General features: G+C 73.4%; 18 protein-coding genes. All 18 read right to left on the bottom strand.

The features are described from left to right. Positions 1-14: 14 nt before the first annotated feature. Positions 15-1,478, bottom strand: a complete 1,464-nt coding sequence (gene argH, locus A6A27_RS15500) for an argininosuccinate lyase (protein ID WP_073835314.1) — start codon at positions 1,476-1,478, stop codon at positions 15-17. 14 nt (positions 1,479-1,492) lie between these two features. Beyond that, positions 1,493-2,698 (bottom strand): argininosuccinate synthase, encoded by a 1,206-nt coding sequence (locus A6A27_RS15495; RefSeq protein WP_073835313.1) that lies wholly within the window; start codon positions 2,696-2,698, stop codon positions 1,493-1,495. After that, positions 2,695-3,210, bottom strand: coding sequence for an arginine repressor (locus A6A27_RS15490; RefSeq protein WP_073835312.1), 516 nt, complete (start codon positions 3,208-3,210; stop codon positions 2,695-2,697). Before A6A27_RS15490 ends, A6A27_RS15495 begins: the two co-directional genes overlap by 4 nt. Next, complete coding sequence (gene argF / locus A6A27_RS15485; RefSeq protein WP_073835311.1) at positions 3,207-4,136, bottom strand: ornithine carbamoyltransferase; 930 nt, start codon at positions 4,134-4,136, stop codon at positions 3,207-3,209. The genes A6A27_RS15490 and argF overlap by 4 nt, the downstream gene beginning before the upstream one ends. Next, positions 4,133-5,353 carry an acetylornithine transaminase gene (locus A6A27_RS15480; RefSeq protein ID WP_073835310.1) on the bottom strand — a complete coding sequence of 407 codons (1,221 nt, stop codon included), beginning with the start codon at positions 5,351-5,353 and terminating at the stop codon, positions 4,133-4,135. The genes argF and A6A27_RS15480 overlap by 4 nt, the downstream gene beginning before the upstream one ends. Further along, positions 5,350-6,288 carry an acetylglutamate kinase gene (gene argB, locus A6A27_RS15475; protein ID WP_073835309.1) on the bottom strand — a complete coding sequence of 313 codons (939 nt, stop codon included), beginning with the start codon at positions 6,286-6,288 and terminating at the stop codon, positions 5,350-5,352. The genes A6A27_RS15480 and argB overlap by 4 nt, the downstream gene beginning before the upstream one ends. Then, on the bottom strand, positions 6,285-7,457 hold the full coding sequence (gene argJ, locus A6A27_RS15470; protein WP_073835308.1) for a bifunctional glutamate N-acetyltransferase/amino-acid acetyltransferase ArgJ: 1,173 nt from the start codon (positions 7,455-7,457) through the stop codon (positions 6,285-6,287). The genes argB and argJ overlap by 4 nt, the downstream gene beginning before the upstream one ends. Next, a complete protein-coding gene (argC, locus tag A6A27_RS15465) occupies positions 7,454-8,455 on the bottom strand; it encodes an N-acetyl-gamma-glutamyl-phosphate reductase (RefSeq protein ID WP_073835307.1) in 1,002 nt (333 codons plus the stop codon). The genes argJ and argC overlap by 4 nt, the downstream gene beginning before the upstream one ends. A gap of 86 nt (positions 8,456-8,541) precedes the next feature. Next, entirely contained in the window at positions 8,542-9,738 is a 1,197-nt protein-coding gene (locus A6A27_RS15460) for a low temperature requirement protein A (protein ID WP_073835306.1), read from the bottom strand. Positions 9,739-9,798: 60 nt separating this feature from the next. Next, positions 9,799-11,022: a M50 family metallopeptidase gene (locus A6A27_RS15455; protein ID WP_073835305.1), complete on the bottom strand. Its 1,224-nt coding sequence runs from the start codon at positions 11,020-11,022 to the stop codon at positions 9,799-9,801. Next, positions 11,019-12,068: a lantibiotic dehydratase C-terminal domain-containing protein gene (locus A6A27_RS15450; protein ID WP_073835304.1), complete on the bottom strand. Its 1,050-nt coding sequence runs from the start codon at positions 12,066-12,068 to the stop codon at positions 11,019-11,021. Before A6A27_RS15450 ends, A6A27_RS15455 begins: the two co-directional genes overlap by 4 nt. After that, entirely contained in the window at positions 12,065-14,845 is a 2,781-nt protein-coding gene (locus A6A27_RS15445) for a lantibiotic dehydratase (protein WP_083672626.1), read from the bottom strand. Before A6A27_RS15445 ends, A6A27_RS15450 begins: the two co-directional genes overlap by 4 nt. A gap of 38 nt (positions 14,846-14,883) precedes the next feature. Further along, positions 14,884-16,536: a nitroreductase family protein gene (locus A6A27_RS15440; RefSeq protein WP_073835335.1), complete on the bottom strand. Its 1,653-nt coding sequence runs from the start codon at positions 16,534-16,536 to the stop codon at positions 14,884-14,886. A 10-nt stretch (positions 16,537-16,546) separates the two neighbouring features. Next, positions 16,547-18,514, bottom strand: coding sequence for a TOMM precursor leader peptide-binding protein (locus A6A27_RS15435; protein ID WP_073835303.1), 1,968 nt, complete (start codon positions 18,512-18,514; stop codon positions 16,547-16,549). Positions 18,515-18,615: 101 nt separating this feature from the next. Further along, complete coding sequence (locus A6A27_RS15430; RefSeq protein ID WP_046564718.1) at positions 18,616-18,801, bottom strand: thiazolylpeptide-type bacteriocin; 186 nt, start codon at positions 18,799-18,801, stop codon at positions 18,616-18,618. A gap of 75 nt (positions 18,802-18,876) precedes the next feature. Then, on the bottom strand, positions 18,877-19,095 hold the full coding sequence (locus tag A6A27_RS15425) for a thiazolylpeptide-type bacteriocin (RefSeq protein WP_241825274.1): 219 nt from the start codon (positions 19,093-19,095) through the stop codon (positions 18,877-18,879). Positions 19,096-19,280: 185 nt separating this feature from the next. Further along, positions 19,281-19,463, bottom strand: coding sequence for a hypothetical protein (locus A6A27_RS15420; protein WP_046564715.1), 183 nt, complete (start codon positions 19,461-19,463; stop codon positions 19,281-19,283). A 53-nt stretch (positions 19,464-19,516) separates the two neighbouring features. Continuing rightward, positions 19,517-21,616, bottom strand: a complete 2,100-nt coding sequence (locus A6A27_RS15415) for a TOMM precursor leader peptide-binding protein (protein ID WP_073835301.1) — start codon at positions 21,614-21,616, stop codon at positions 19,517-19,519. Positions 21,617-22,094 lie beyond the last annotated feature (478 nt).

Genomic DNA, 22,094 nt, shown 5'->3' with positions numbered 1-22,094 from the left:
TTCCGTCGCTGGGGTCAGCGGGGTACGACCTGCTCGGCGGCCCAGTCGCGCCAGCCGGCCAGCTTGTCCGCGGCGACGGCGAGCTGGTCGGCGACCGGGCCGGGGCCGGTCGAGCCGGGGGTGGTCCGGGCCGCGAGGGCGGAGCGCACCGAGAGCACGTCCCGCACCGAGGGGTCCAGGTGCGGGCTGACCGCGGCCAGGTCGGCGTCGGAGACCTCGTCCAGGGCACAGTCCCGGGCCACGCAGAGCGAAACCAACTGGCCGGTGATCTCGTGCGCGTCACGGAACGGCACGCCCCGGCGGACCAGCCAGTCCGCCACCTCGGTGGCGAGGGAGAAGCCGACCGGCGCGGCGGCGACCAGGCGGTCGACGCGTACGGTCATCGTGGAGATCATCCCGGCGAGTGCCGGCAGCAGCAGCTCCAGGGTGTCGACCGCGTCGAAGGCCGGCTCCTTGTCCTCCTGCATGTCCCGGTCGTAGGTCATCGGCAGGCCCTTGAGCATGGTGAGCACGCTCATCAGCCCGCCGACCAGCCGGCCGGACTTGCCCCGGGCCAGCTCGGCGATGTCCGCGTTCTTCTTCTGCGGCATGATCGACGAACCGGTGGCGAAAGCGTCGTCCAGCTCCACCCAGCCGAACTCGTGCGACGTCCAGAGCACCACCTCCTCGCCGAGGCGGGACAGGTGCACGCCGATCATCGCGGTGACGAAGAGGAACTCGGCGACGAAGTCCCGGTCGGCGACCGCGTCCATCGAGTTGGCGAAGGACGTGCGGAAGCCCAGCTCCTTGGAGACCGCCACCGGGTCCAGCGGCAGGCCCGAGCCGGCGAGCGCGCCCGCGCCGAGCGGGCTGACCGCCGCCCGGTGGTCCCAGTCGCGCAGCCGCTCCAGGTCGCGCAGCAGCGGCTGCACGTGGGCGAGCAGCCAGTGCCCGAAGGTGACCGGCTGGGCGTGCTGGAGGTGGGTCATGCCGGGGGCCGCGGTGTCCACGTGCCGCCCGGCCTGCTCGACCAGCGCCTCGGCCAGCTCGACCAGGCGGGCGGCCACGCCCCGGGCGTGATCGCGCAGGTAGAGCCGCAGGTCGGTGGCGACCTGGTCGTTGCGGGACCGGCCGGCGCGCAGCTTGCCGCCGAGGCTGCCGAGCCGCTCCAGCAGGCCGCGCTCCAGGGCGGTGTGCACGTCCTCGTCGTCGACGGTCGGGCGGAACGCCCCGGAGGCGCAGGCGGCCTCCAGGTCGTCCAGCGCGGCCAGCATCTTGCCCAGTTCCTCGGGGTCGAGCAGGCCGGCGCCGGCCAGAACCCGGGCGTGCGCCCGGGAGCCGGCGATGTCGTACGGGGCGAGGCGCCAGTCGAACTGGACGCTCACCGACAGCCGCGCGAGCGCCTCGGAGGGGCCGCCGGCGAACCGGCCACCCCAGAGACTCGTCCGGTTGGTGGCGGCGCTGTTCTCGGTCAGGCTCTTGTCGTCCACCCCACCCATTGTGCTGCTCACGATCAGGCGCCACCCAGCCGGGCGTCCCGTGCGGCGGCCATCCGGCTGGGCAGGCCCCACAGCTGCACGAAGCCCTTCGCGAGGGACTGGTCGAACGTGTCGCCGGTGTCGTAGGTGGCCATGCCGAAGTCGTACAGGCTGGCCTCGGAGCGCCGGCCGGTGACGGTGGCCCGACCGCCGTGCAGGGTGAGCCGCACCTCGCCGGAGACGTGCTGCTGGGCATCGTCGATGAACGCGTCGAGGGCGTTCTTCAGCGGCGAGAACCAGAGGCCGTCGTAGACCAGCTCGCCCCAGCGCTGGTCGACGCCGCGCTTGAACCGGGCCAGGTCCCGCTCGACGGTGACGTTCTCCAGCTCCTGGTGGGCGGTGATCAGGGCGATCGCGCCGGGCGCCTCGTACACCTCGCGGCTCTTGATGCCGACCAGCCGGTCCTCGACCATGTCCAGCCGGCCGACGCCCTGGGCGCCGGCCCGCCGGTTGAGCTCCAGGATCGCCTGGTACGGGGTGACGGTCTCGCCGTCGACGGCGACCGGCACGCCGGCGTCGAAGGTGATGACGACCTCGTCGGCGTCCCGCGACTCGGTCGGGTCGGAAGTGTAGGAGTAGAGGTCCTCGATCGGGCCGTTCCAGATGTCCTCCAGGAAACCGGTCTCGACCGCGCGGCCCCACAGGTTCTGGTCGATGGAGTACGGCGACTTGGCCGACACGTCGATCGGCAGCCCCTTCTCCTCGGCGAAGGCGATCGCCTTGTCCCGGGTCCAGGCGAAGTCCCGGGCCGGGGCGATGATCTTCAGGTCGGGGGCGAGCGCGCCGAGGCCGACCTCGAAGCGGACCTGGTCGTTGCCCTTGCCGGTGCAGCCATGCGACACGATGGTGCCGCCGTGCTTCTTCGCCGCGGCCACCAGGTGCTTGACGATAAGCGGCCGGGACAGCGCGGAGACCAGCGGGTAGCGGTCCATGTAGAGGGCGTTGGCGCGGATAGCCGGCAGGCAGTACTCGGCGGCGAACTCGTCGCGCGCGTCGACCACCTCGGACTCGGCGGCGCCGCAGTCCAGCGCCCGCTGCCGGATGACGTTCATGTCCTCGCCGCCCTGGCCGACGTCGACCGCTACCGCGATCACCTCGGCTCCAGTCTGCTCGGCCAGGTACGGGATGGCGACGGAGGTGTCGAGACCCCCGGAGTACGCCAGGACGACCCGCTCGCTCATGGTGTGGTGCTCCCTTCAACGTTCTCTTCCCGGCGGGCCCACGCGGCGAGCTTGTCGCCCAACGCGGCGCCGCCGACGGCCTCGCGGGCCACGACGAGGATGGTGTCGTCGCCGGCGATGGTGCCGACGACCTCGGGCAGGCCCGCTCGGTCCAACGCGCTGGCCAGATAGTGGGCTGCGCCCGGCGGGGTGCGCAGCACGGCGATGTTGCCGCTGGAGTCGACCCCGTTGAGCAGCTCACGCAGCAGCCGGACGAGCCGGGCCGGGGCGGCCTCGGCCTCGCGCAGCGGCCGGTGGCCGTCCTCCGGGATCAGGTAGACGCCCCGCCCGTCGCCGCCGCGCGCGGTGACCGCCCCCAGCTCCTTGAGGTCCCGGGAGAGGGTGGCCTGGGTGACCTGGATGCCGTCGCCGGCGAGCAGGTCGGCCAGCTCGGTCTGCGAGTGGATGGCCCGGTCGCGGATCAGCTCGACGATGCGGGCGTGCCGGGCGGCGCGGGTCAGCGGGGCGGTCATGGGGTTGATGCCTCCAGGAGAAACGTCAGCAGCGCCTTCTGGGCGTGCAGGCGATTCTCCGCCTGGTCGAAGACGCCGCTGCGCGGCCCGTCGAGCACCTCGTCGGTGATCTCCTCGCCCCGGTGGGCGGGCAGGCAGTGCAGCACGATGACGTCGGCCGCGGCGTGGCCGAGCAGCACGTCGTTGACCTGGTACGGCAGGAACGGGGTGGTCCGGTCGAGGCCGTCGGACTCCTGGCCCATGGAGGTCCAGGTGTCGGTGGCGATCACGTCGGCGGCGCGGACCGCCTCGACCGGGTCGGTGAGCACGCGGACCGACCCGCCGGTGCCGGCGGCGATCTTCTCGGCCCGGGCGACCACCTCGGGGTCGGGCTGGAACCCGGCCGGCCCGGCGATCCGGACGTGCATCCCGGCGGTCGCCCCGGCCAGCAGATAGGAGTGCGCCATGTTGTTCGCCGCGTCCCCGACGTACGCGAGGGTCCGTCCGGCGGTGGCGCCGAACCGCTCGCGGACGGTGAGCAGGTCGGCGAGCAGCTGGCAGGGGTGGTATGCGTCGGTGAGCGCGTTGACCACCGGCACGGTGGCGTGCGCGGCGACCTCGGCGATCCGGTCGTCGCCGTGGGTCCGCAGCACGATCGCGGCCACGTAGCGGGAGAGCACCCGACCGGCGTCGGCCAGGGTCTCGCCCCGCCCGAAGTGGGTGACCTGGGTGTCCACCACGAGCGGGTGCCCGCCCAGCTCGGCGATGCCCACGTCGAACGAGAACCGGGTGCGCAGGCTCTGCTTGTCGAAGAGCACCGCCACCGACCGCGGCCCGGCGAGGGGCCGGTGGCCGAAGCGGTCCGCCTTCATCCGGGCCGCGAGGTCGAGCACGGCCGACTGCTCGGCGGGCGAGAGGTCGTCGTCCCGCAGGAAGTGCCGGATCATGCGGGGACCTCCGTCGTGGTCGGGGCACTCTCGGCGGGGATCGCCGGGGCGGGCGCGGCGGCGTCGAACGCGGCCGGCAGGGCGGCGAGGAGGGCGTCGACCTGCGCGGCGCTGAGGATCAGCGGCGGGGCGAGCCGGACCACACTGGGCTGCACCGGGTTGACCAGGAAGCCGGCGTCGCGCAACGCGGTCGCCACCGCGCCGGCCACGGGCTGGTCGAGCACGACGCCGAGCAGCAGGCCGGCGCCGCGTACCTCGGCGACGAGCGGGTGGCCGAGCGCCTCGATCCCCCGCCGTAGCCGCTCCCCGATCCGCTTGACGTGGTCGAGCAGCCCCTCGCTGGCGATCGTCGAGATCACCGCGAGGGCGGCCGCGCAGCTGACCGGGTTGCCACCGAAGGTGGTGCCGTGTGAGCCGGGGCCGAGCAGCTCGGCGGCCCGTCCGAAGGCCAGGCAGGCGCCGATGGGCAGGCCCCCGCCGAGTCCCTTGGCGAGCGTGACCAGGTCCGGCTCGACGCCCTCGGCCTGGTGGGCGAACCAGTGCCCGGTGCGGCCGACGCCGGTCTGCACCTCGTCGAGCACCAGCAGGGCGCCGTGGGCGGCGGTGATCCGCCGCGCCTCGGCCAGGTAGCCGGGCGGCGGGACGACGACGCCGTTCTCGCCCTGGATCGGCTCGATGATCACCATGGCGGTGGCGTCGGTGACGGCGGCCGCCAGGGCCGCGGCGTCGCCGTACGGCACGTGGGTGACGTCACCGGGAAGCGGGCGGAAGGGGTCGGCCTTCGCCGGCTGGCCGGTGAGCGCCAGGGCGCCCATGGTCCGGCCGTGGAAACCGCCCCGGGTGGCGACCACGTGGGTGCGCCCGGTGAGCCGGGAGAGCTTGAACGCGGCCTCGTTCGCCTCGGCCCCGGAGTTGGCGAAGAACACCCGGCCAGGCCGGCCGGCGAGGGCCAGCAGCAGCTCGGCGAGGGCGACCGGCGGCTCGGCGACGAACAGGTTGGAGACGTGCCCGAGGGTGGCGACCTGCTTGGACACGGCGGCCACCACGGCCGGATGGGCATGGCCGAGGGCGTTGACCGCGATGCCGCCGAGCAGGTCGACGTACTCCCGGCCGGCCTCGTCGACCACGACCGCGCCGGAGCCGGAGACGAGCGCGAGCGGCGGGGTGCCGTAGTTGTCCATCATGGCCGCGCCCCAGCGCTCCACCAGCGTGCTCATCCGACCCTGCCTTCCTTGTTCGCGACTGCGGGGCTCGCAGGCTCACTCCTCGCGCTCACGACCATCGTGCCGAAACCTTCTGAGGTGAAGACCTCGAGCAGCGTGGAGTGGGCGACCCGGCCGTCGACGACGTGCGCGGCGGGCACTCCTCCGCCCACCGCCCGCAGGCAGGCCTCCATCTTCGGGACCATCCCCGACTCCAGGGACGGCAGCAGCTTCGCCAGCTCGTCGGTGCTGATCTCGCTGACCAGGCTGGACGTGTCCGGCCAGTCGGCGTAGAGGCCGGCGACGTCGGTGAGCACGACCAGCTTGCGGGCGTCCAGGGCGACCGCCAGCGCGGCGGCGGCGGTGTCGGCGTTGAGGTTGTGCAGCACGCCGTCGGCGTCGGGCGCGACCGTGGAGATCACCGGGATCCGGCCGGCGGCGATGAGGTCGGCGACCGCCGACACGTCCACCGACTCCACGTCGCCGACCTGGCCGACGTCGACCGGCTCCCCGTCCACGTACGCCGGGCGGCGCACCGCGGTGAACAGCCCGGCGTCCTCGCCGGAGAGGCCGACCGCGAACGGGCCGTGCGCGTTGATCAGGCCGACCAGCTCCCGGCCGACCTGCCCCACGAGGACCATCCGCACGACGTCCATCGCCTCGGGGGTGGTGACCCGCAGGCCGCCCTTGAACTCGCTGGCGATGCCGAGCCGGCCGAGCATGGCGGAGATCTGCGGCCCGCCGCCGTGCACGACGACCGGCTTGAGGCCGGCGTACCGGAGGAAGACCATGTCGGCGGCGAAGGCACGCTGCAACTCGGGGTCGACCATGGCGTTGCCGCCGTACTTGACCACGACGGTGGCACCGGAGAAGCGGGCCAGCCAGGGCAGGGCCTCGATCAGCGTCTCGGCCTTGGCCTGGGCCCGGGTGAGGTCCGCGGTGAGGCTCATGTGGAGTACGCCGAGTTCTCGTGCACGTACGCGTGCGACAGGTCGTTGGTCCAGATCGTCGCGGCGGCCTCGCCGGCGTGCAGGTCGATCCGGATGGTGACGTCCCGGCCGGTGAGGTCGACCTTGGCGCGGTCCTCGGCGGCCGCACCGCTCCGGCACACCCACACCCCGTTGACCGCGACGTCCACCCCGTCCGGCTCGAAGGCGGCGGCGGTGGTGCCGACCGCGGCGAGGATCCGGCCCCAGTTCGGGTCGTTGCCGAACAGCGCGGTCTTGACCAGGTTGTTCCGGGCCACCGACCGGCCGACCTCGACCGCGTCCTTCTCGGTGGCGGCGCCGACCACGTCGATGGCGATCTGCTTGGTGGCGCCCTCGGCGTCGGCGATGAGCTGCTGGGCCAGGTCGTGGCAGGCGGCGGTGACCGCGGCGGTCAGCTCCGCCTCGGTGGGCGCGATCCCGGACGCACCGCTGGCCAGCAGCAGCACCGTGTCGTTGGTGCTCATGCAGCCGTCCGAGTCGATCCGGTCGAAGGTGACCCGGGTGGCGGCCCGCAGCGCGGCGTCGAGGGTCTCCGGCCCGGCCACCGCGTCGGTGGTGAGCACGCAGAGCATGGTGGCCATCGCCGGGGCGAGCATGCCCGCGCCCTTCGCCATGCCGCCGACGGTCCAGCCGCTGCCGCCGGCCACGGTGGTCTTGGGCCGGGTGTCGGTCGTCATGATCGCCTCGGCGGCCGGCTGGCCGCCCTCGCGGGACAGCCCGCGGACCGCGGCGCGGACGCCGGGCAGGAGTTTGTCCATCGGGAGCCGCTCGCCGATCAGGCCGGTCGAGCAGACGGCGACCTCACCGGCGCCGAGCATCAGCCGGGGGCTGCTGGCGGTGAGCGCGGTGGCGGTGTGCTCGGCGGTGGCGTGGGTGTCCTGGAAGCCGGCCGGGCCGGTGCAGGCGTTCGCCCCGCCGGAGTTGAGCACGACGGCGCGGACCACGCCGCCCCGGACGACCTGCTGGGTCCAGAGCACCGGGGCGGCCTTGACCCGGTTGGCGGTGAAGACGGCGGCCACCCCGGCGTCGGGGCCGTCGTTGAGGACCAGGGCGACGTCGCCGGCGCCGCTGGCCTTGAGGCCGGCGGCGACACCGGCGGCCCGGAAGCCCCGGGGGGTGGTGACGGTCATGGGGCTACTCCGAAGACGGGGAGTCCGGTGGTCTCGGGGAGGCCGAGCATCAGGTTGGCGTTCTGCACGGCCTGGCCGGCCGCGCCCTTGCCCAGGTTGTCGATGGCGCTGACCACGATCACCCGGCCGGAGTCGACGTCGACGGTGGCCTGGAGGTGGCACGAGTTCGAGCCGGCGGTGGCGGCGGTGTGCGGCCACACCCCCTCCGGCAGCACGTGCACGAAGGGCGCGTCCGCGTACGCCCGCGCCAGCACCGCGCGCGGGTCGGCGTCACCGGTGGGGACGGCGGTGACCGTGGCGAGGATGCCCCGGGGCATGGGGGCGAGCACCGGGGTGAAGGAGAGGCCGGTCGCCCCGGTGGCCTGCTTGATCTCCGGCACGTGCTGGTGGGCGCCGACCTTGTAGGGCGACAGGTCGCCCATCACCTCGCTGCCGAGCAGGTGGGCCTTGGCGGCCCGGCCGGCGCCGGACGTGCCGGAGGCGGCGACCACCACCACGTCGGCGGGGTGGACCGCACCGGCGGCGATCAGCGGGGCGAGGGCGAGGGTGGTGGCCACCGCGTAGCAGCCGGTGCTGGCCACCCGGGTCGCCGCGGCGATCGCGGCCCGCTGGCCGGGCAGCTCCGGCAGCCCATAGGTCCAGGCCCCGGCGTGCGGGCCGCCGTAGTAGCGGGACCAGGCGTCGGCGTCACGCAGCCGGTGATCGGCGCCGAGGTCGACCACCTTGACGGTGGCGGGGAGCGCCGCGGCGAGCGCCGCCGACTGGCCGTGCGGCAGGGCCAGGAAGACCAGGTCCGCGTCGGCCAGGGTGGCCGGCTCGGTCGCCCCGAGCACCAGGTCCAGCCCGGCGAGCTGCGGGTGTACGGCGGCGACGGGCTGGCCGGCCTGCGAGTGGGCGGTGGCCGCGACGAGGTCGAGCTCGGGGTGCCCGGCGAGCAGACGCAGCAGCTCACCACCGGCGTACCCACTCGCCCCGGCGACCGCGACCCGGATACCCATACTCACCTCCGCATGACTATGCATAGCAGGCTAGCAGGATCGGCGATGCGCTGCAAGTTCATACAGACGGCTGCATGAACCTGCCGTCAGGCCCTCGGCGGCACGTCGGGGGGCGCCGCCTCCCTCGGGTACAGCCGCCAGGAGATCACGTTGGCGGTGGCGACGCCGACCAGCACCAGGGCCGCAGCCAGGGCCACCAGCAGGGGTGGCATGGCGTGCGCCACCGGGACCAGGACCGCGAGCAGCGCGAGCCCGATCAGCCGCGACCAGGAGACGCGACTGAAGGCGGCGTAGTCGAGCATCCCCCGGCCGACCAGGAACAGCGCCGGGCCGCCGAGGATGACCAGGAACCGCGACGGCTTGGTCTCGCCGAAGGGTTCCGCGATGATCAGCCGGTCCCCCACGGCGCTGACCGCAACGCCGACCACCATGATCAGGTGCGCGTACGACGCGAGCTCACCGACGTAGGCCGGGGCCCGGGACGACGCGATGGCGGCGGGGAGCAACTCACCCGCCCGGTAGTAGTAGATCTGCCAGAGCAGCACGGTGATCACGAACGCCACGAGCAGCGCGGCCGTCCGCTCGCGCTGGAAGCCGTACGGGCTGATCTGGATGCCGGACGTCAGGATGGTTTCCCCGAAGGCGATGATGAGCACCTGCCGGTAGCGCTCGGTCAGGTGCTCCTCGGCGATCGGCTGACCGCGCAGGCCCGCGCGGCCCAGCCAGGGGGTCGGGAAGTCGAGCAGCCCGCCGACGTAGTCGATGAGGACCGCCACGGTCCACCAGACCAGCCGGATGTTCCCGTGGGCGAAGATCCCGGCGAGCCACGGGACTGCCGAGATGCAGGCCCAGAAGAGGATCCGGATGCTGACCCCCCGCGCGTAGCCGTCCCCGCCGAACAGCACGAGCCAGAGATGCCGGAGAACCTCGACGGCGACGTAGACCCCCGCGAAGACGGCCCCGTAAGCCTCGAACGCCGCCGGCAACGCGGCGCCCATCAACAGGGCGCCGAGCATGGTCACGATGACCATGACCTGGATCATCGGACGGGTGGGGTCGTACCGGTTGGCCGTCCAGGCCATCCGGTACCAGAGCCACCAGATGGCCAGGGTGAGCACCAGCGCCGAGTAGAAGCCGTGCCAGTCGAGCTGGTGGACCAGGCGGTCGGAGAGGCGGGTGAGGGCGAAGACCAGCACCACGTCGAAGAGCAGTTCGACGAAGCCGGCCCGCTGCGGGGGCTGGCGGCTCCCCGGCAGCTCAGCCGCCCCACCCCGCACGACCATACAGATCTGCCCTACTTTTCCCCTTTTGGGCAGTATTCCACGCCATCGCGCAGGGGAGCGTCAGGTCGAGGGATTCCGGGTGCGCCGGCGGGCGAGGCGGGCGGCCAGGGCCATCAGCAGCACCGCCTCCGCGGCCAGGATGGCGACGGCCCACCCGGGACCCACCCAGCCGGCCAGCGAGACGTACCAGTAGCGCACCAGCAACGTCAGCACCGTCACCGCGAACGCCAGGGAGGCGAGACCGTAGAGGGCGTACGCCACCCGGTCCCGGGGGCGGTAGCCACGGACCGCGCCCGGGCCCTGGCGCAGCAGCCGGCCATAGAACCGGTAGCTGTCGGTCCGCAGGTCGCCGAGGTTCAGCGCGTGGCTGAGCATGTAGTAGCCGTCGAGCCGGAGGAAGGGCACCAGGTTGAGCGCGGCGGTCGCGGTGCCGAAGAGCAGCATCGTGCCGGCCAGGTCGTGGAGCACACCCGGCGCACCCCAGAGCCGGATGGCGGCGAACGGCACCAGCGCCAGCATGCTGACGAACACGCCGGCGAACGCGGTCGCCACCCGCCGGCGCGGGGTGAACAGCACGATGTCGTCGACCTTGCAGTACGGGGCCAGCAGCGGGAAGCGCCACATCACCCCGATCTCGGTGCCACGCCCGCCGAAATGCCGGCAGGTCAGCCCGTGGGCGCACTCGTGCAGGAAGACGATCACCCAGGTGATCACCACGGCGGCCAGGATCGCGGGGAGCGGGCGGTCGCCCCGGGCGACCACGTCGAGCAGCGCCGGCAGGTGCAGCGCCACGTACCCGGCGACCGCCAGCACGACCAGCAGCGCCGGCAGCACGAACCACCAGGTGAACAGCGGCGCCAGCCGGGGCAGCAGCCGGTCGAAGAACCGGTCGGGGTCGTACAGCGGCCAACGGGCCGACAGCGGGCCGCGCCGGGTCTTGGCCGCGCCCTCGGCGGCCGCCGCGGTGAGCCGGGCGACAGCCTCCGGATCGGTGGCGCCGTCGAGCAGTTGCCGCTTGTGCAGCATGCCGAAGAGCTGCTGCCAGTTCTCCGGCCCGAGCCGCCGCCGGAACGCGGCAGCGTACTCGGTGGCCAGGTCGTCGAGCGTCCGGGTGCCGTCCATCCGGGACAACAGGAAGTGCTCGCGCGGCCCGACCCGGTAGTACCAGCCGGTCTCCGGGTCCTTGACGTGGTGGACGAGCTTCTCCCCCCGCCACTGACCCGGACCGAGCACGATCCCGGCCCGCAGCCGGGGCCGGGTCCAGGTCGCGTCCACCGTGGTCATCGCGGACCGGCCGGAGCGACGTCGTCGAGGAGCGCGGTCCGCATCACGTACGAAAGGTAGATCTCGTCGAGGATGCTCACGCCGAGCCGGTTGTTCGTCATGTGCAGGTACGAGCTGAGCAGGATGGGCAGCGCGACGTCGAGGTCGCGGACCGGGGTGGGTTCGCCGCCGCCACGCTGGAACACCAGGTCACCCCGTTCGACGGCGGCGACGACCCGGTCCCGCAGCTCCCGGCAGTGCGCCGACCAGCGGCCCTCCACACCGCCGGGCCGGACGCCGGCCCCGTCCCGGGCGGCCGCGCGGATCTGCGCCAGGCGCCCGCGCAACGCGGCGTCCATCCGCCGGTAGCTGGTGTCGAAGCTGGCGTGGTACTCGTCGCTCGGCTCCGAGTAGGAGACCTCCCAGAACCGGCGGTACTCGTCGAGGAAGTCGGCGACCCGCCGGTCGTCGGCGAGGAACACCGCGCACATCATCATGCTGAGCTGGGCGGAGAGCCCGAGCAGCACCGGGCGGACGTGCACGTTGGTGGTGGCCAGCAGGTCCAGCACCACGTCGCTGGAGTGCTCGAAGTGCCACTCGGCGAGTTCGATCCCGGCCGGTCCGCCGTAGCGGCCGTACTCCCGCTCGTACGCGATGTGGTGGTAGCTGTTGTTCGCCCGCATCGGCATCACGCCGTCCGGCCCGTACTCCTCGTCCCACCGTTGCCGGCCGTACTCGGCGAGGAACATCTGCTTGTACAGGTCGCCCAGTCCCTCGCTGTCCACCTCGTAGAGGGCGGGACGGCGGCGCAGGAACGCCCCGATCGCCTCGTCCACCCGCGCCCGGACCACCGCCGGGTCGACGCCCGGCGCCGGCAGCACCCGCAGCCGCACGTGCGGCCCCTCCATCCAGTACTTGATGAAGAAGTACCGGCTGATCAGCCCCTCGGCCCGGAGCTCGTCCACCAGCGGCCGGACGCCCTCGACGAGCATCGGGTTGGCGTTGCTGGCGTAGAAGACGTGGACGCTGAGCCAGCCGTGCTCCACCGGGGAGGGGAAGTGGTTCATCGGTCCACCTTTCCGGCGCGGACGCCGTTGAGTTCCACCGTCAGTTCGGTGACGTGGCTGCCACCGGGGCCGCGGAGCACCTGCTGGTCGCGCTCCGGCAACATCTCGGTGAGCACCAGGCGGCTGCCCGCCCCCCGTCCGGTCGCCTCCAGCAACTGCAGGCAGAAGTGGCTGTCGAAGTCGACGTAGAGCGGCTTGTGGTCCGGCCGGCCGCCCGGCTGCGCCCCGGCCTGGCCGTCGTCACCGGCGGCCGGGGTGAGCCGGGTGCCCTCCGGCGTGGCGAAGACCCGCCGGGGCAGGCCGTTGTCGCGCCGCCACCGCTGCCAGCGCAGGAACCAGTCGGCGTCGCTCTGCTCCGGGGTACGCGCCGCCGGCAGGTGGTCCGGGTGCAGCTTCCACATCCGCCGTTGCAGCACCAGGTCGCCGTGCACGATGCGCGGGTACCCGGCGATGCCGCGACCGGGCAGCGGCACGGTGGTGCCGGCCCACAGGTCCGGCTGGGCCATGCCCAGGTAGGCGAAGGTGAGCAACACCTGCTGCACCTCGGGCAGCGCCATCGGCAGCAGGAAGCCCAGGTAGACCGGAATGACCTCGGCGTCGAGCCGGCGCGAGCGCAGCAGCAGCCGGTCGGCGACCGGGTCGTGTTCGACGCTGAGGTCGTCCATGTGGATCTGCTCACCGGCCGGCCGGAAGCTGATCTCTCCGGGGCAGACCAGCTCGTACGGGGTGACCGCCGGGTGCAGGTTCAGGTTGGTGGCGTCGTACCCGCCCTTCAGCTCGGCGAGCACCGCGCCCGGCGGCTGCAGCCGGGCCAGCTCGGCGCGGAGCGTGCCGGCGAGGTCCTGGTCGGCGAAGAGGTGGGCGAACCGGGAGAACAGCAGCGTCATGCCGGAGTAGATCCGGTTGACCACCACCCGGTGCCGGTCGCCCTGATCGGCGAGCTGGAGGAAGAACGACCGGGGATCGAGCGTGCCGAGCGTCTCCGGCACCATGGCGGCGACGTCCGCCATGAAGTCGTCGTCCAGCCGCAGCTCCTCGGCGCCGGCCGGCAACCGGTCGTACGCCTCGTTCACCCGCCGGGCCACCTCGATCCGGGCGTCGTCCAGCGCGGTGATCTCCTCCTGCCGGAACCAGTTCTCCTGCCGCACGTACGCGTTGTCGGCGTCGAACGCCCGGCGCCGCATCATCCGGCCGGAGTAGTGCTCGAAGAAGTCCTGTTGGAACTCGTGGGCGAAGGTGAGCAGGTCGTCGCAGCGGCCACCGGCCCCGTAGCGGGCCCGGAAGAAGCCTTTCGTGGCGAGCCGACGCGGCAGGTTGATGTCGAACACCGGCATGATCCGGGCCAGCGCCCGCAGGCCGGGCAGGACGTCGCGCTCCCAACGGCCCCGGTCGGCGGTGACCGGCACCCGGGTGCGCAGCGTCGCGTCCTCGTACACCAGGGTCCGGGGGGCCGGGACGTCGGCGCGGCCGAGATCCGCGTGGGCCGCGACCAGCTCCCGCCGGATGTCGGCGAGTACCCGGCGGCGGCCGGCCACGTCCTGGTCGGGATAGCCGGCGGCGAGCCGGTTGACGGTGCCGACCCGCTCGGCGAGCCGGTCCGCCCAGTCCCGGCCGATCTCCCGCAGCGCCCGCCGGTAGCCCTCGACCGGGTCGTCGGCGTGGATGTCCAAGTGCAGGTTCGGCACCACCAGCAGGCCCACCCGCAGCAGGTGGTGCAGGTACTGCTCCATCTCGGCCGCCGGGCGGTCGGCGGTGGCCAGTTCGGCGACCAGGTCGGCCATCCGCCGAGCCCGGCCGCCGTCGAGCGCGGCCAGGATGTCGTGCAGCACCCGGCCGGTGGGCAGCACGAACAGCGACTCGTGGATCGACTCCAGGGTGATCGCGGCCTCGCCGTCCTCCGAACTGGTCCGCCGCCGGCGCAGGTAACGCAGCCGGCCACGCTCGATGCGCCAGCCGGTGGTGAGGGCGACCGGCAGGTCCGCCCGCAGCCCCTCGTCCGCGAGCACGATGGCCGACAACCGGCCCAGCGCGGCCAGGTTCAGCCGGGCCACACCCCACTTCGTCTCCTCGCTCCGCCCGGTCACCGGCACGGCGTCGAGCAGCGCGCCGGCGCCCGGGCCGAAGGTGCCGACGTTCACCGTGGTCAGCCGGCTGAACGGGCTGGTCTTGGCGGTGGTGCGCAGCGCGTACTCCAGCAGCGACCGTTCCACCCGCCGGGCCCGCTTGCCGAGCCGGCCCTGCCCGGCGAGGTACGCGGGCAGGTACTGGTCCAACGAGGGCGATGCGAGCAGGATGCCGCCGCGAAGGTCGGGATCCTCGGCCAGCTCGTGCAGCACGGCCCGGCGTTCCGCCAGCTCACCGTCCAGCACCGCCGCGCCGTCGGCCAGCTCCCGCCGGTACGCGGCGAAGGTCTCCAGCCAGCCGACCAGCATCCGGTGCGTGTCCCCGCCCAGCGGACCGGCCGGCCAGGCCCCGGGGTCGGCGGGATCGGGCCGGCGGAGGTTCCAGACGTCCCGGCGCAGCCGGATCAGCCGCCGCCGCAGCTGGTCGTCGCCCAGGTTGCGGGCCACCGCCTCCTGCAGCGCGTCGGCCAGCGGCGGCCCGGTCGCCCGCAGCCGGTCCTCCAGGTCCAGGACGCGGCGGGCCCAGGCGGCGCTGCGGTCGAAGGCGAGCCGGTCGGCGACCTCCAGCGGCAGGCCGGCGGTGCGGAGCATGAACACCTCCGGCATCCGCCAGGACAGCTCGGTGACCGCTGGCGCGGGCAGGGACACGGTCACGGGTCTCTCCTTCGTCGACGTCTTCGCGAGGCGGGTGGTCACAGCCGGTACATCAGGTCGGCGGTGGCGTCCGGATGCCGCCCGAGCAGCAGGAACAACACGGTCCGTTCGTCGGTCCCGGTCAGGCCGAGGGCCTCGTCCATGGCGACGTTGTCGAAGCCCAGCACCGCGCCGCAGCCCAGGCGCTGGGCCGTGGCCGCGCAGTACGCCCGCTGGGCGACGGCGCCGATCTCGGCGTTGAGGATGCGGTAGCCGCGCGGGCCGACGGCGTCGAGCACGGCGTCCAGCCGGCCGGCGATCGCCAGCACCGCCCCGACCTGCCCCATCGTGTAGTTGGTGAGGAAGTACTGCTGCTGCAGGAAGGCGGACATCCCGCCGTCGGGCTCGGGCGCGGCGGGCAGCAGCACGTGCCGCCGGGAGCAGTAGGCGTAGGTGCCGGCGTCGAGGCCATCGACGTGGTTCGCGAAGACCCAGAGGCGGGTGAGGGCCGGGGCGTCCCCGGGCAGCCCGGCGTCGGCCGGGTGGTGTCGGCCCGCGGTGGCGAAGGCGAGGGTGGTGCCGAGTTCGGCGGCGGTCAGCTCGGGCGGCCGGCGGAACCGGCCGAAGCTGCTGGACCGGGTGGCCAGCACCGCCGACAGGGGACGGGCCAGCCGCGCCAGCTCCGGCGCGGGCAGGGCCTGCGGTTCGCCGGGCAGTTCGCGGGGCGCGGCGTCCGCCAGGGCGTCCGGGGCCGGGGTGGCCGGGGCCGCCGCCGCCCGGTGCACCTCGGTCGCGGCCGGGAACTCCCGCAACCGGCGGGACCGCTCGAACGCTGGGTACCGGACCCGGACCTCCGCCGGCCGCTCCCCGCTGGGTCCGCTTCCGCCCGCACGACCGCTGCCGTCGGGGGCGGTGTCGGCGCCGGCGTCCGGGGCGGCGCCGGCCCAGTCCAGGGGTACGACCGCGAAGGCGCTCTCCCGGTCGCTGTCGAAGCCGAGCAGCCGGTCCACCGGCGCCGAATCGAAGCCGAGCAGCCGGGGCAGCGGCACGCCGAGCCCGCGCGCGAGCAGGTCCCAGGAGCCGAGCAGGGCGCCGAGGTCCTGGGTGACCACGTGGTAGCAGAAGCTGTTGTACTTGAATGAGTTCTTCCAGAACCGGATGCTCGCCACCAGGAAGCTGTCCGCACCGCCCGCCGGGTCGCCGACGGCGGCGCGGACCGTGCCGCTGACGTCGCCGAGCAGCAGCCGCTCCAGCACGTGCTGGCCGGTGCCGTAGTGGTAGACCCCCGGCAGCAGCGGCGCGGAGGGCCCGGCGACCAGGAAGAGCTCCACCGGGTACATGCCCCCGCCGGAGGCGGTGGCCCGCCCCCAGACGGCGTGCTCGAAGTGCGCCCGCTTGGCCAGGTCCTGGTTCCAGTTCACGGTCAGCCGCCGGTCGAGCACCCCGTACGACAGGCGCAGCAGCGTGGCCAGGCGGTCCAGCGTCCAGCCCCCGGGCGGCGGCAGGTGCTCCCCGGTGAACAGGTCGCGCAGGGTGGGCAGGTCGGGCAGCGCCACCGGCAGCGGCACCCGGGGGGCGCCGGGGTAGCTGGTGTGCCGGGAGGGCTGGTCGGCCCAGTCCACCTCGTAGTTGAGCGGTTCCATCGGGACCCGGGCCCGGCGGAACACCGCCTGCGCGTACTCCCGGACGACCTCGAGGGCCTCCTGCTGCATGTCGGTGCTCCTACGGGAAGGGGTGCGGGTGAGGGTTGCGGCCGGTGGCACCGAGCCGGTCGCGTCCGTGCGTGCCCCGGGCCAGGTGGCGCTCCAGCCGGTCACTCCAGAGCACCCGCTGCCGCTGCCAACCGAAGTCGATGGGGACCAGGGCGGGCGCCACCACGGCCATCGTGTGCACCCCGGCGACCTCCTGCTCCGGGCAGGTCTGGTCGACCGCGACGACGTCGCCGCCGAGCCCGGCGATCAGCCCGGTGAGGTACTCCATGTCGGCCCGCAGGTCGTCGTGGTTCGGCCGGGCCGACAGCCAGTCCCCGTACAGCTCGGTCATCGACCGCAGCGGCGGGTCGTCGAAGAGGAACGCGGCGTGGCGGGTCATCTCCGGCAGCCCGTAGAGCAGGGCGTGATGGCTCAGCTCGGTGACCTTGGTGTAGTCCCGGGTCATCTCGCGCAGCTCCGGCTCGCTGGCGGCGACCCGTTCGTCGAAGCCGGGCACGTAGGAGGCGGTCTCGCAGACCGCGGCGCGGACCGCGTCGTCCGGGTCGAGGCTGGCGCCGGCGGCGAAGCAGAGCTGACCGAGCCCGTCGCCGCGCTTGACCGCGACCGCGGTGACCACCGGGACGGGCAGGTCCGCGCGGGTGTCGAAGAGCCGGATGTCGTAGCCGAGCAGGTCAACCCGGTCGAGCATGAAGTGCACCCGCTCGTCCCGGCAGGTGCTCGGGTCGATCTCGGCCAGCCGGGCCGAGCCGTACCAGGCGAGCAGGAAGGCGTCCCGCTCGATGAGTTCGAGCATGCCGTGCAGCAACGCCTCCTCCGGGCAGCTGCCGCTGGCGCAGCCGTTGGAGCACTCCTGGACGAACTTGCGGTGGTCGGTGCGGCGGTCCAGGTAGTAGACGAGCTGCTCGGGCACGAGACGGGGGGTGCGGTCGCGCAGCGAGTAACCCCAGACCCAGGGCATCGGCGCGTCCGGCGAGTACGGGGCGTAGTAGAGCCCATGCCCGTGGTAGAATGCCGGGTGGTAGCCCAGACCGGCCGGGTCGAGTGCGTCCGGGGCCAGGGTGGCGTAGCTGTCGACGACCGTGGTCCGCCGCGCCCGGGGGAACTGGCCGGCGTACCGCTCCAGCCCCTCCAGCAGGGCGTACGTCTCGCTGCTGCCGTAGCTGTTGGCGTGCCCGCTCCACCACATCTCGTGCAGGTCGTAGCGGCTGCGGATCCGGAAGTAGCCGGTCACCGGCGCGGTGGCGGTGGCGTTGTACGCGCGCAGGGCGCTGCCGCCCAGCGCCCCGGCGACCGGGTTCGCCAGCGCGGCGACCGGGAGGTCCAGCTCGCCGGCCGACCGCAGCCGGTACGCGGACGGGTCCGGCTTGGGCCGGCTGGTGAGCGGGATGACCGCGGCTTCCGCGGTGTCCGGGCGGACGGTCGCGCAGGCCGGGCACTCGGAGTCGGCCAGCACCTCGACGACGGTGGTCTCCAGGGTGTCCATCCGCAGCTGCCGCAGGCGTCCCACGCCGGGCCGGTCGGTGCGGGGGCGGCAGGCGTCCAGCAGGAGCTGCCACAGCGCATCGACCGCGAACGGCGTCAGGTGGGGCAGCGGGGCCACGGTGCCGACCCGGGCCTGGTGCTCCAGGGCGTGCCGTTCCTCGCGCACCCGGATGGCCTGCCAGCGCCGCTGCACACAGAGCGGGCACGGGCCGGGCCGGGCACCCGCCGCGTCGTCGGTGTCCGTCCAGCGTGGCCCGACCAGCGCGGTCGCACCGTGCAGCCAGATCGGCACCACGTCGCCGGTCAGGCCCTCGTCGCCGTCGGCGTACGCGTCGGTCAGGCCGAGGGCGGCGATCCGGACGGTGATCCCGTCGAGCGGCGCGGCGGGGCGGGCCGGCTGCCGCACCTGGTCCTGGCGTCGCTCGTGGAACGCCTCGCCGAGCTGCTTGAGGCTGCTGTCCCACCCGGTGGAGGTGGTCCGGACATCGACGATCATGCGGTTCACCTGTCTGCGGTCGCGACCTGTGCTGATGGGATTGGGACCGGCGCCCCGCCGACGTGGCCCGCCGGCGGGGACGGTTACGGCGCTGGGCTGGGTCAGCCGCCGCCGCATCCGGTGCTGGTGCTGCTGCTGCAGCAGCTGGACGTGCTGCAACTGCAGCAGCTGGAGCAGGAACAGCTGGAGCTGGACCAGTCCATGACCATCGCGTCGATGGCGTCGACGTCCTCGATCTCGAACGTCTCCGTCTCCAGCGCGCGGAGTTCCTCAGTGAGTTCCGGCATTTCCTTCCACCTCCCCTCGGTCGATCAGGGCCGCGGTGCCGGCCGGGCGTCCGGAGCGACCGGCGGCGCCGTGGCTCAGCTGGTGCTGCTGCAACTCGACGAGGTGCAGCTGCAACAACTGGACGTGCTGCAGCTGGAGCAGCTGGACGTGCTCGTGCTGCTGCTGCAGATGTCCATCAGGTCGGCGGACAGCTCAGCGATGTCCTCGACCTCGAACGTCTCGGTCTGCAGGTCGCGCAGCTCGCTGCGGACCGAGTCGGGCAGTAGGCCGGATGTCGGGGGTTGTGTCGGCACGGGCCTCTCCTTGAGCCGCGGTGGCGCCAGTCGTCGGTGGGTCCGCGTCGCACCACCACGGTGGATCCAGCGGAGGCACGCAGGGCTACTCGCCGGCCGAGCCGGCGGCGGATGGTGCGTCGTTCGTGCGGCGTCCCACCGGGGACTGGAAGTCGTCAGCGTCGGGGGCAACCCCGTTCACCCGGTCAGCCGCAGCTGGAGGTGCTGGTGCTGGTGCTGCAGCAGCTCGAGGTGCTGCAGCTGCAGCAGCTGGAGCAGGAGCAGCTGGAGCTGGTCGCAGCGAGCGCCTCGCCGCCGTCCTCGACCTCCTCGATCTCGAAGGTCTCGGTCTCCAGCTCGCGGAGCTCGTCGTTCAGGGTGATCGGCATCTTTTCACCTCCCTCCATGGTGCGTGCCTCGCCGAAACCACTGACGTGGTGGTTCAGTCGGCCGCCGGGGCGGACCGGCGCAGCAGGACGACCCCACTGCGGAAGGCCCCGGTGGCCCGGACGTCCCGGGTGGTCGTCTCGATCAGCAGGGCGCTCATTTCCTGCTCGTCCAGCGCGGCCAGCACGGCCGCCCGGTCGGTCGCCGGTCCGGCCGGGCCGGCGGGGGTGGCGCCGGCCGTGAGCGCGGCCGGGTCGAAGTCACGCAGCACCGGGTCGCCGAGGTCGGCGGCGGCGTCCTCGAAGTGCCGCACCTGAACACGCCCGACCGCGTCCCGGACGGCGGCCAGCCGAGTGGCGACCGGGTCGAACCCGCCGGCCAGCGCCCAGTCTCGGGCACCGCCGTCCGGCGACTCGGCGACGGCGAGCACGGCGTACGCCGGATCGGCCCCGGCCAGCGCGAACACCGACAGCCGGCGGCCGAACCGGTGGGCGGCCTTGACCACGAAGGCGGTGTCGTCGTCGCCGACCAGGTCCTCCTCGTTCACCACCCGCGGCCCGCCCCGGCCGCGCAGCGCGGCGGTCAGCGCCCGGTAGGCCAGCGCGTCGGCCAGCCCCTGGTCGATGACCCCGTCGAGGGTCCCGGCGGCGGCCGCGCCGGCCACCGTCGACTCGGCCCAGCCCTCGGCGTTGAACACGGAGGTGGGCAGCGCCAGCGCGGCGGGCACCCACACGGACTCCGCCCGGCCCAGCACGACGGCCGGCAGCCAGCGCACCGGCCGGTCGTCGGGCGGCACGACGGTCGCCGTCGCCAGGTCCGTCCAGGGCACCGGGTGCTCGCCCCGCTCGCGCAGCTCGGCCGCGGAGGCCGTGATCGCCGCGGCCGGGTCCGCGTACCGGGCGGCGTGGTCGCGGACCGCCGCCCGGTAGGCGGCCAGTCGGGCGCCCATCACGGTGTGCACATCGAAGGCGCTCACCTCACGCGGGCCACGCCGGCCGGGCAGCCGCAGGCGGGCCGTCTTCAGCGGGGCCTGCTCCAGCGGGTCGTCGACGAACCGCGTGAAGACCCCGGCGTTCGGCGAGACCAACGCCTCGGCCCGCTGGTAGGTCTCGTCGTCGGAGCCGGCCGGCGGCCCCGGCTCGGTCACCTCGACGTCCCGGCAGACCGGGCACCCGGGGTGCGGCAGCACCCGCTCCCGGCTGGACTCCAGGGTGGCCGCGTCGAGCAGCAGCACCCCACCGGCGGTGTCCGGGGCGACCGCGCCGGTGAGGGCCCGGAACAGTTCGAAGGCGGCGGCGTTGCCGAGCATTCGCGCGATCACCTCGGGCAGCGCCGCCGCTGCGGCCGGGTCGCCGACGGCGAGCTGTCGCCAGAACTCCGCGGCCGCCGCCGGGTCGTCGCCAGCCGCGAGCCGGAGCTGAGCGCAGTGCCAGCAGGGAGCCTGTCCCGCCCCGACGGTCGGCCCGACCACCGCCCGCCGGTCGTCCCAGATCACCGGTACGAGCAGCGGACCGTCCCGGTGAGCGGCGCGGGCCAGCTCGGCCAGGCGGGCCAGGCCGGCGGGACCGGTGCAGCAGACCACCGCGTCGACCGCCCGCGGGTCGGGGCCCCCGGTGGGGAACCTGACCTCCGCCGGCAGGCCGTCGGCGCGCAGCTCGGCCAGCTCGGGGCGCAGCGCCTCGGCGTACCGGGCGGGGTCGTCGTCCGGGTGGACGTCCAGCCGCACGCACCCGTTGCGGAGCAGGCCGCTCGCCGCGGCGAGCAACGTCTCTCCCTCGCCGCACAGCGCCACCCGGGCGGCGTGGAAACGCTGGAACCGGCCGGTGGGGTCGTCCGCGAAGTGGTCGATGAACTCAATCTGGGCGGCGAAGCGGCGGGCGACCGGCTCGGACAGCTCGCTGCGGGCTACCGCGTCCTTGGCGAACCCTCGGGAGATCAGGGCACGGACCAGGGTGAGCACGGTCTGCCGCTGCCCCGGGTCGAGGGCGGCGGTGAGCTGCCCGAGCGTGTGTTCGCCGGTCAGGTAGGGACTCAGCGATGTCAACCACCGGAAGGCCGACTTGCCCTTGATCAGGAATGCGCTGTCCGGGCCGCGCAGGTAGGCGCCGGCAGGGGCGTCCAGGAAGACCACGTCGTGCCGCAGCTTGGGACGCATTTCCAGGCTTGTTCCACCGTCCGACGGCTGGTTCATGCGTCCCCCATGGCAACTCCTGTGGCGGTCTCGAAAGTGCCTTCATGTTGCCCAAGATCAAGTATTAAGTCAACAGAATGTTTCGGGTCAGGCAGTGGCGGAAGTAAATTGAGGGGCGGTGAGCTGCGGCTAAGACAAAAACGCCACACCGCCGCCCCGGGCGACCTTCCGGAGCCGATCAACCTCCGCTAGTCTGTGGGCGCCGCCTACGCCGCCGCAGGTCAGAGGGCCTTTCATGACGGCATTCTGGCCGCTGGCGATGGCGGGTTACGAGGGCGCGACCGCGGGCCAAATCGGTCGCCACCGACCCAGTCCGCCCGAAACGAACAGTTAATTGACGTTACCCAATTAACCCTGTGGTGCGGTAGGGAATTCGAGGGACTGCGGATGAACGCAAAGGAAATTCAGGTCGAGCGGCGCTTTGCTCGGCATCGCTCGATTG

Source organism: Micromonospora sp. CB01531, from assembly GCF_001905095.1.
Lineage (GTDB): Bacteria > Actinomycetota > Actinomycetes > Mycobacteriales > Micromonosporaceae > Micromonospora.
This window is presented reverse-complemented; position numbering and strand designations above follow the sequence as displayed.

Coding starts and splice junctions, on each gene's coding strand:
- argH (WP_073835314.1), bottom strand. CDS start 1,478: ATGGGTGGGGTGGACGACAAGAGCCTGACCGAGAACAGCGCCGCCACC.
- A6A27_RS15455 (WP_073835305.1), bottom strand. CDS start 11,022: ATGACCACGGTGGACGCGACCTGGACCCGGCCCCGGCTGCGGGCCGGG.
- A6A27_RS15490 (WP_073835312.1), bottom strand. CDS start 3,210: ATGACCGCCCCGCTGACCCGCGCCGCCCGGCACGCCCGCATCGTCGAG.
- A6A27_RS15480 (WP_073835310.1), bottom strand. CDS start 5,353: ATGAGCACGCTGGTGGAGCGCTGGGGCGCGGCCATGATGGACAACTAC.
- A6A27_RS15420 (WP_046564715.1), bottom strand. CDS start 19,463: ATGCCGATCACCCTGAACGACGAGCTCCGCGAGCTGGAGACCGAGACC.
- A6A27_RS15495 (WP_073835313.1), bottom strand. CDS start 2,698: ATGAGCGAGCGGGTCGTCCTGGCGTACTCCGGGGGTCTCGACACCTCC.
- A6A27_RS15450 (WP_073835304.1), bottom strand. CDS start 12,068: ATGAACCACTTCCCCTCCCCGGTGGAGCACGGCTGGCTCAGCGTCCAC.
- argC (WP_073835307.1), bottom strand. CDS start 8,455: ATGGGTATCCGGGTCGCGGTCGCCGGGGCGAGTGGGTACGCCGGTGGT.
- A6A27_RS15460 (WP_073835306.1), bottom strand. CDS start 9,738: ATGGTCGTGCGGGGTGGGGCGGCTGAGCTGCCGGGGAGCCGCCAGCCC.
- argJ (WP_073835308.1), bottom strand. CDS start 7,457: ATGACCGTCACCACCCCCCGGGGCTTCCGGGCCGCCGGTGTCGCCGCC.
- A6A27_RS15440 (WP_073835335.1), bottom strand. CDS start 16,536: ATGCAGCAGGAGGCCCTCGAGGTCGTCCGGGAGTACGCGCAGGCGGTG.
- A6A27_RS15435 (WP_073835303.1), bottom strand. CDS start 18,514: ATGATCGTCGATGTCCGGACCACCTCCACCGGGTGGGACAGCAGCCTC.
- argF (WP_073835311.1), bottom strand. CDS start 4,136: ATGATCCGGCACTTCCTGCGGGACGACGACCTCTCGCCCGCCGAGCAG.
- A6A27_RS15415 (WP_073835301.1), bottom strand. CDS start 21,616: ATGCGTCCCAAGCTGCGGCACGACGTGGTCTTCCTGGACGCCCCTGCC.
- A6A27_RS15430 (WP_046564718.1), bottom strand. CDS start 18,801: ATGCCGGAACTCACTGAGGAACTCCGCGCGCTGGAGACGGAGACGTTC.
- argB (WP_073835309.1), bottom strand. CDS start 6,288: ATGAGCCTCACCGCGGACCTCACCCGGGCCCAGGCCAAGGCCGAGACG.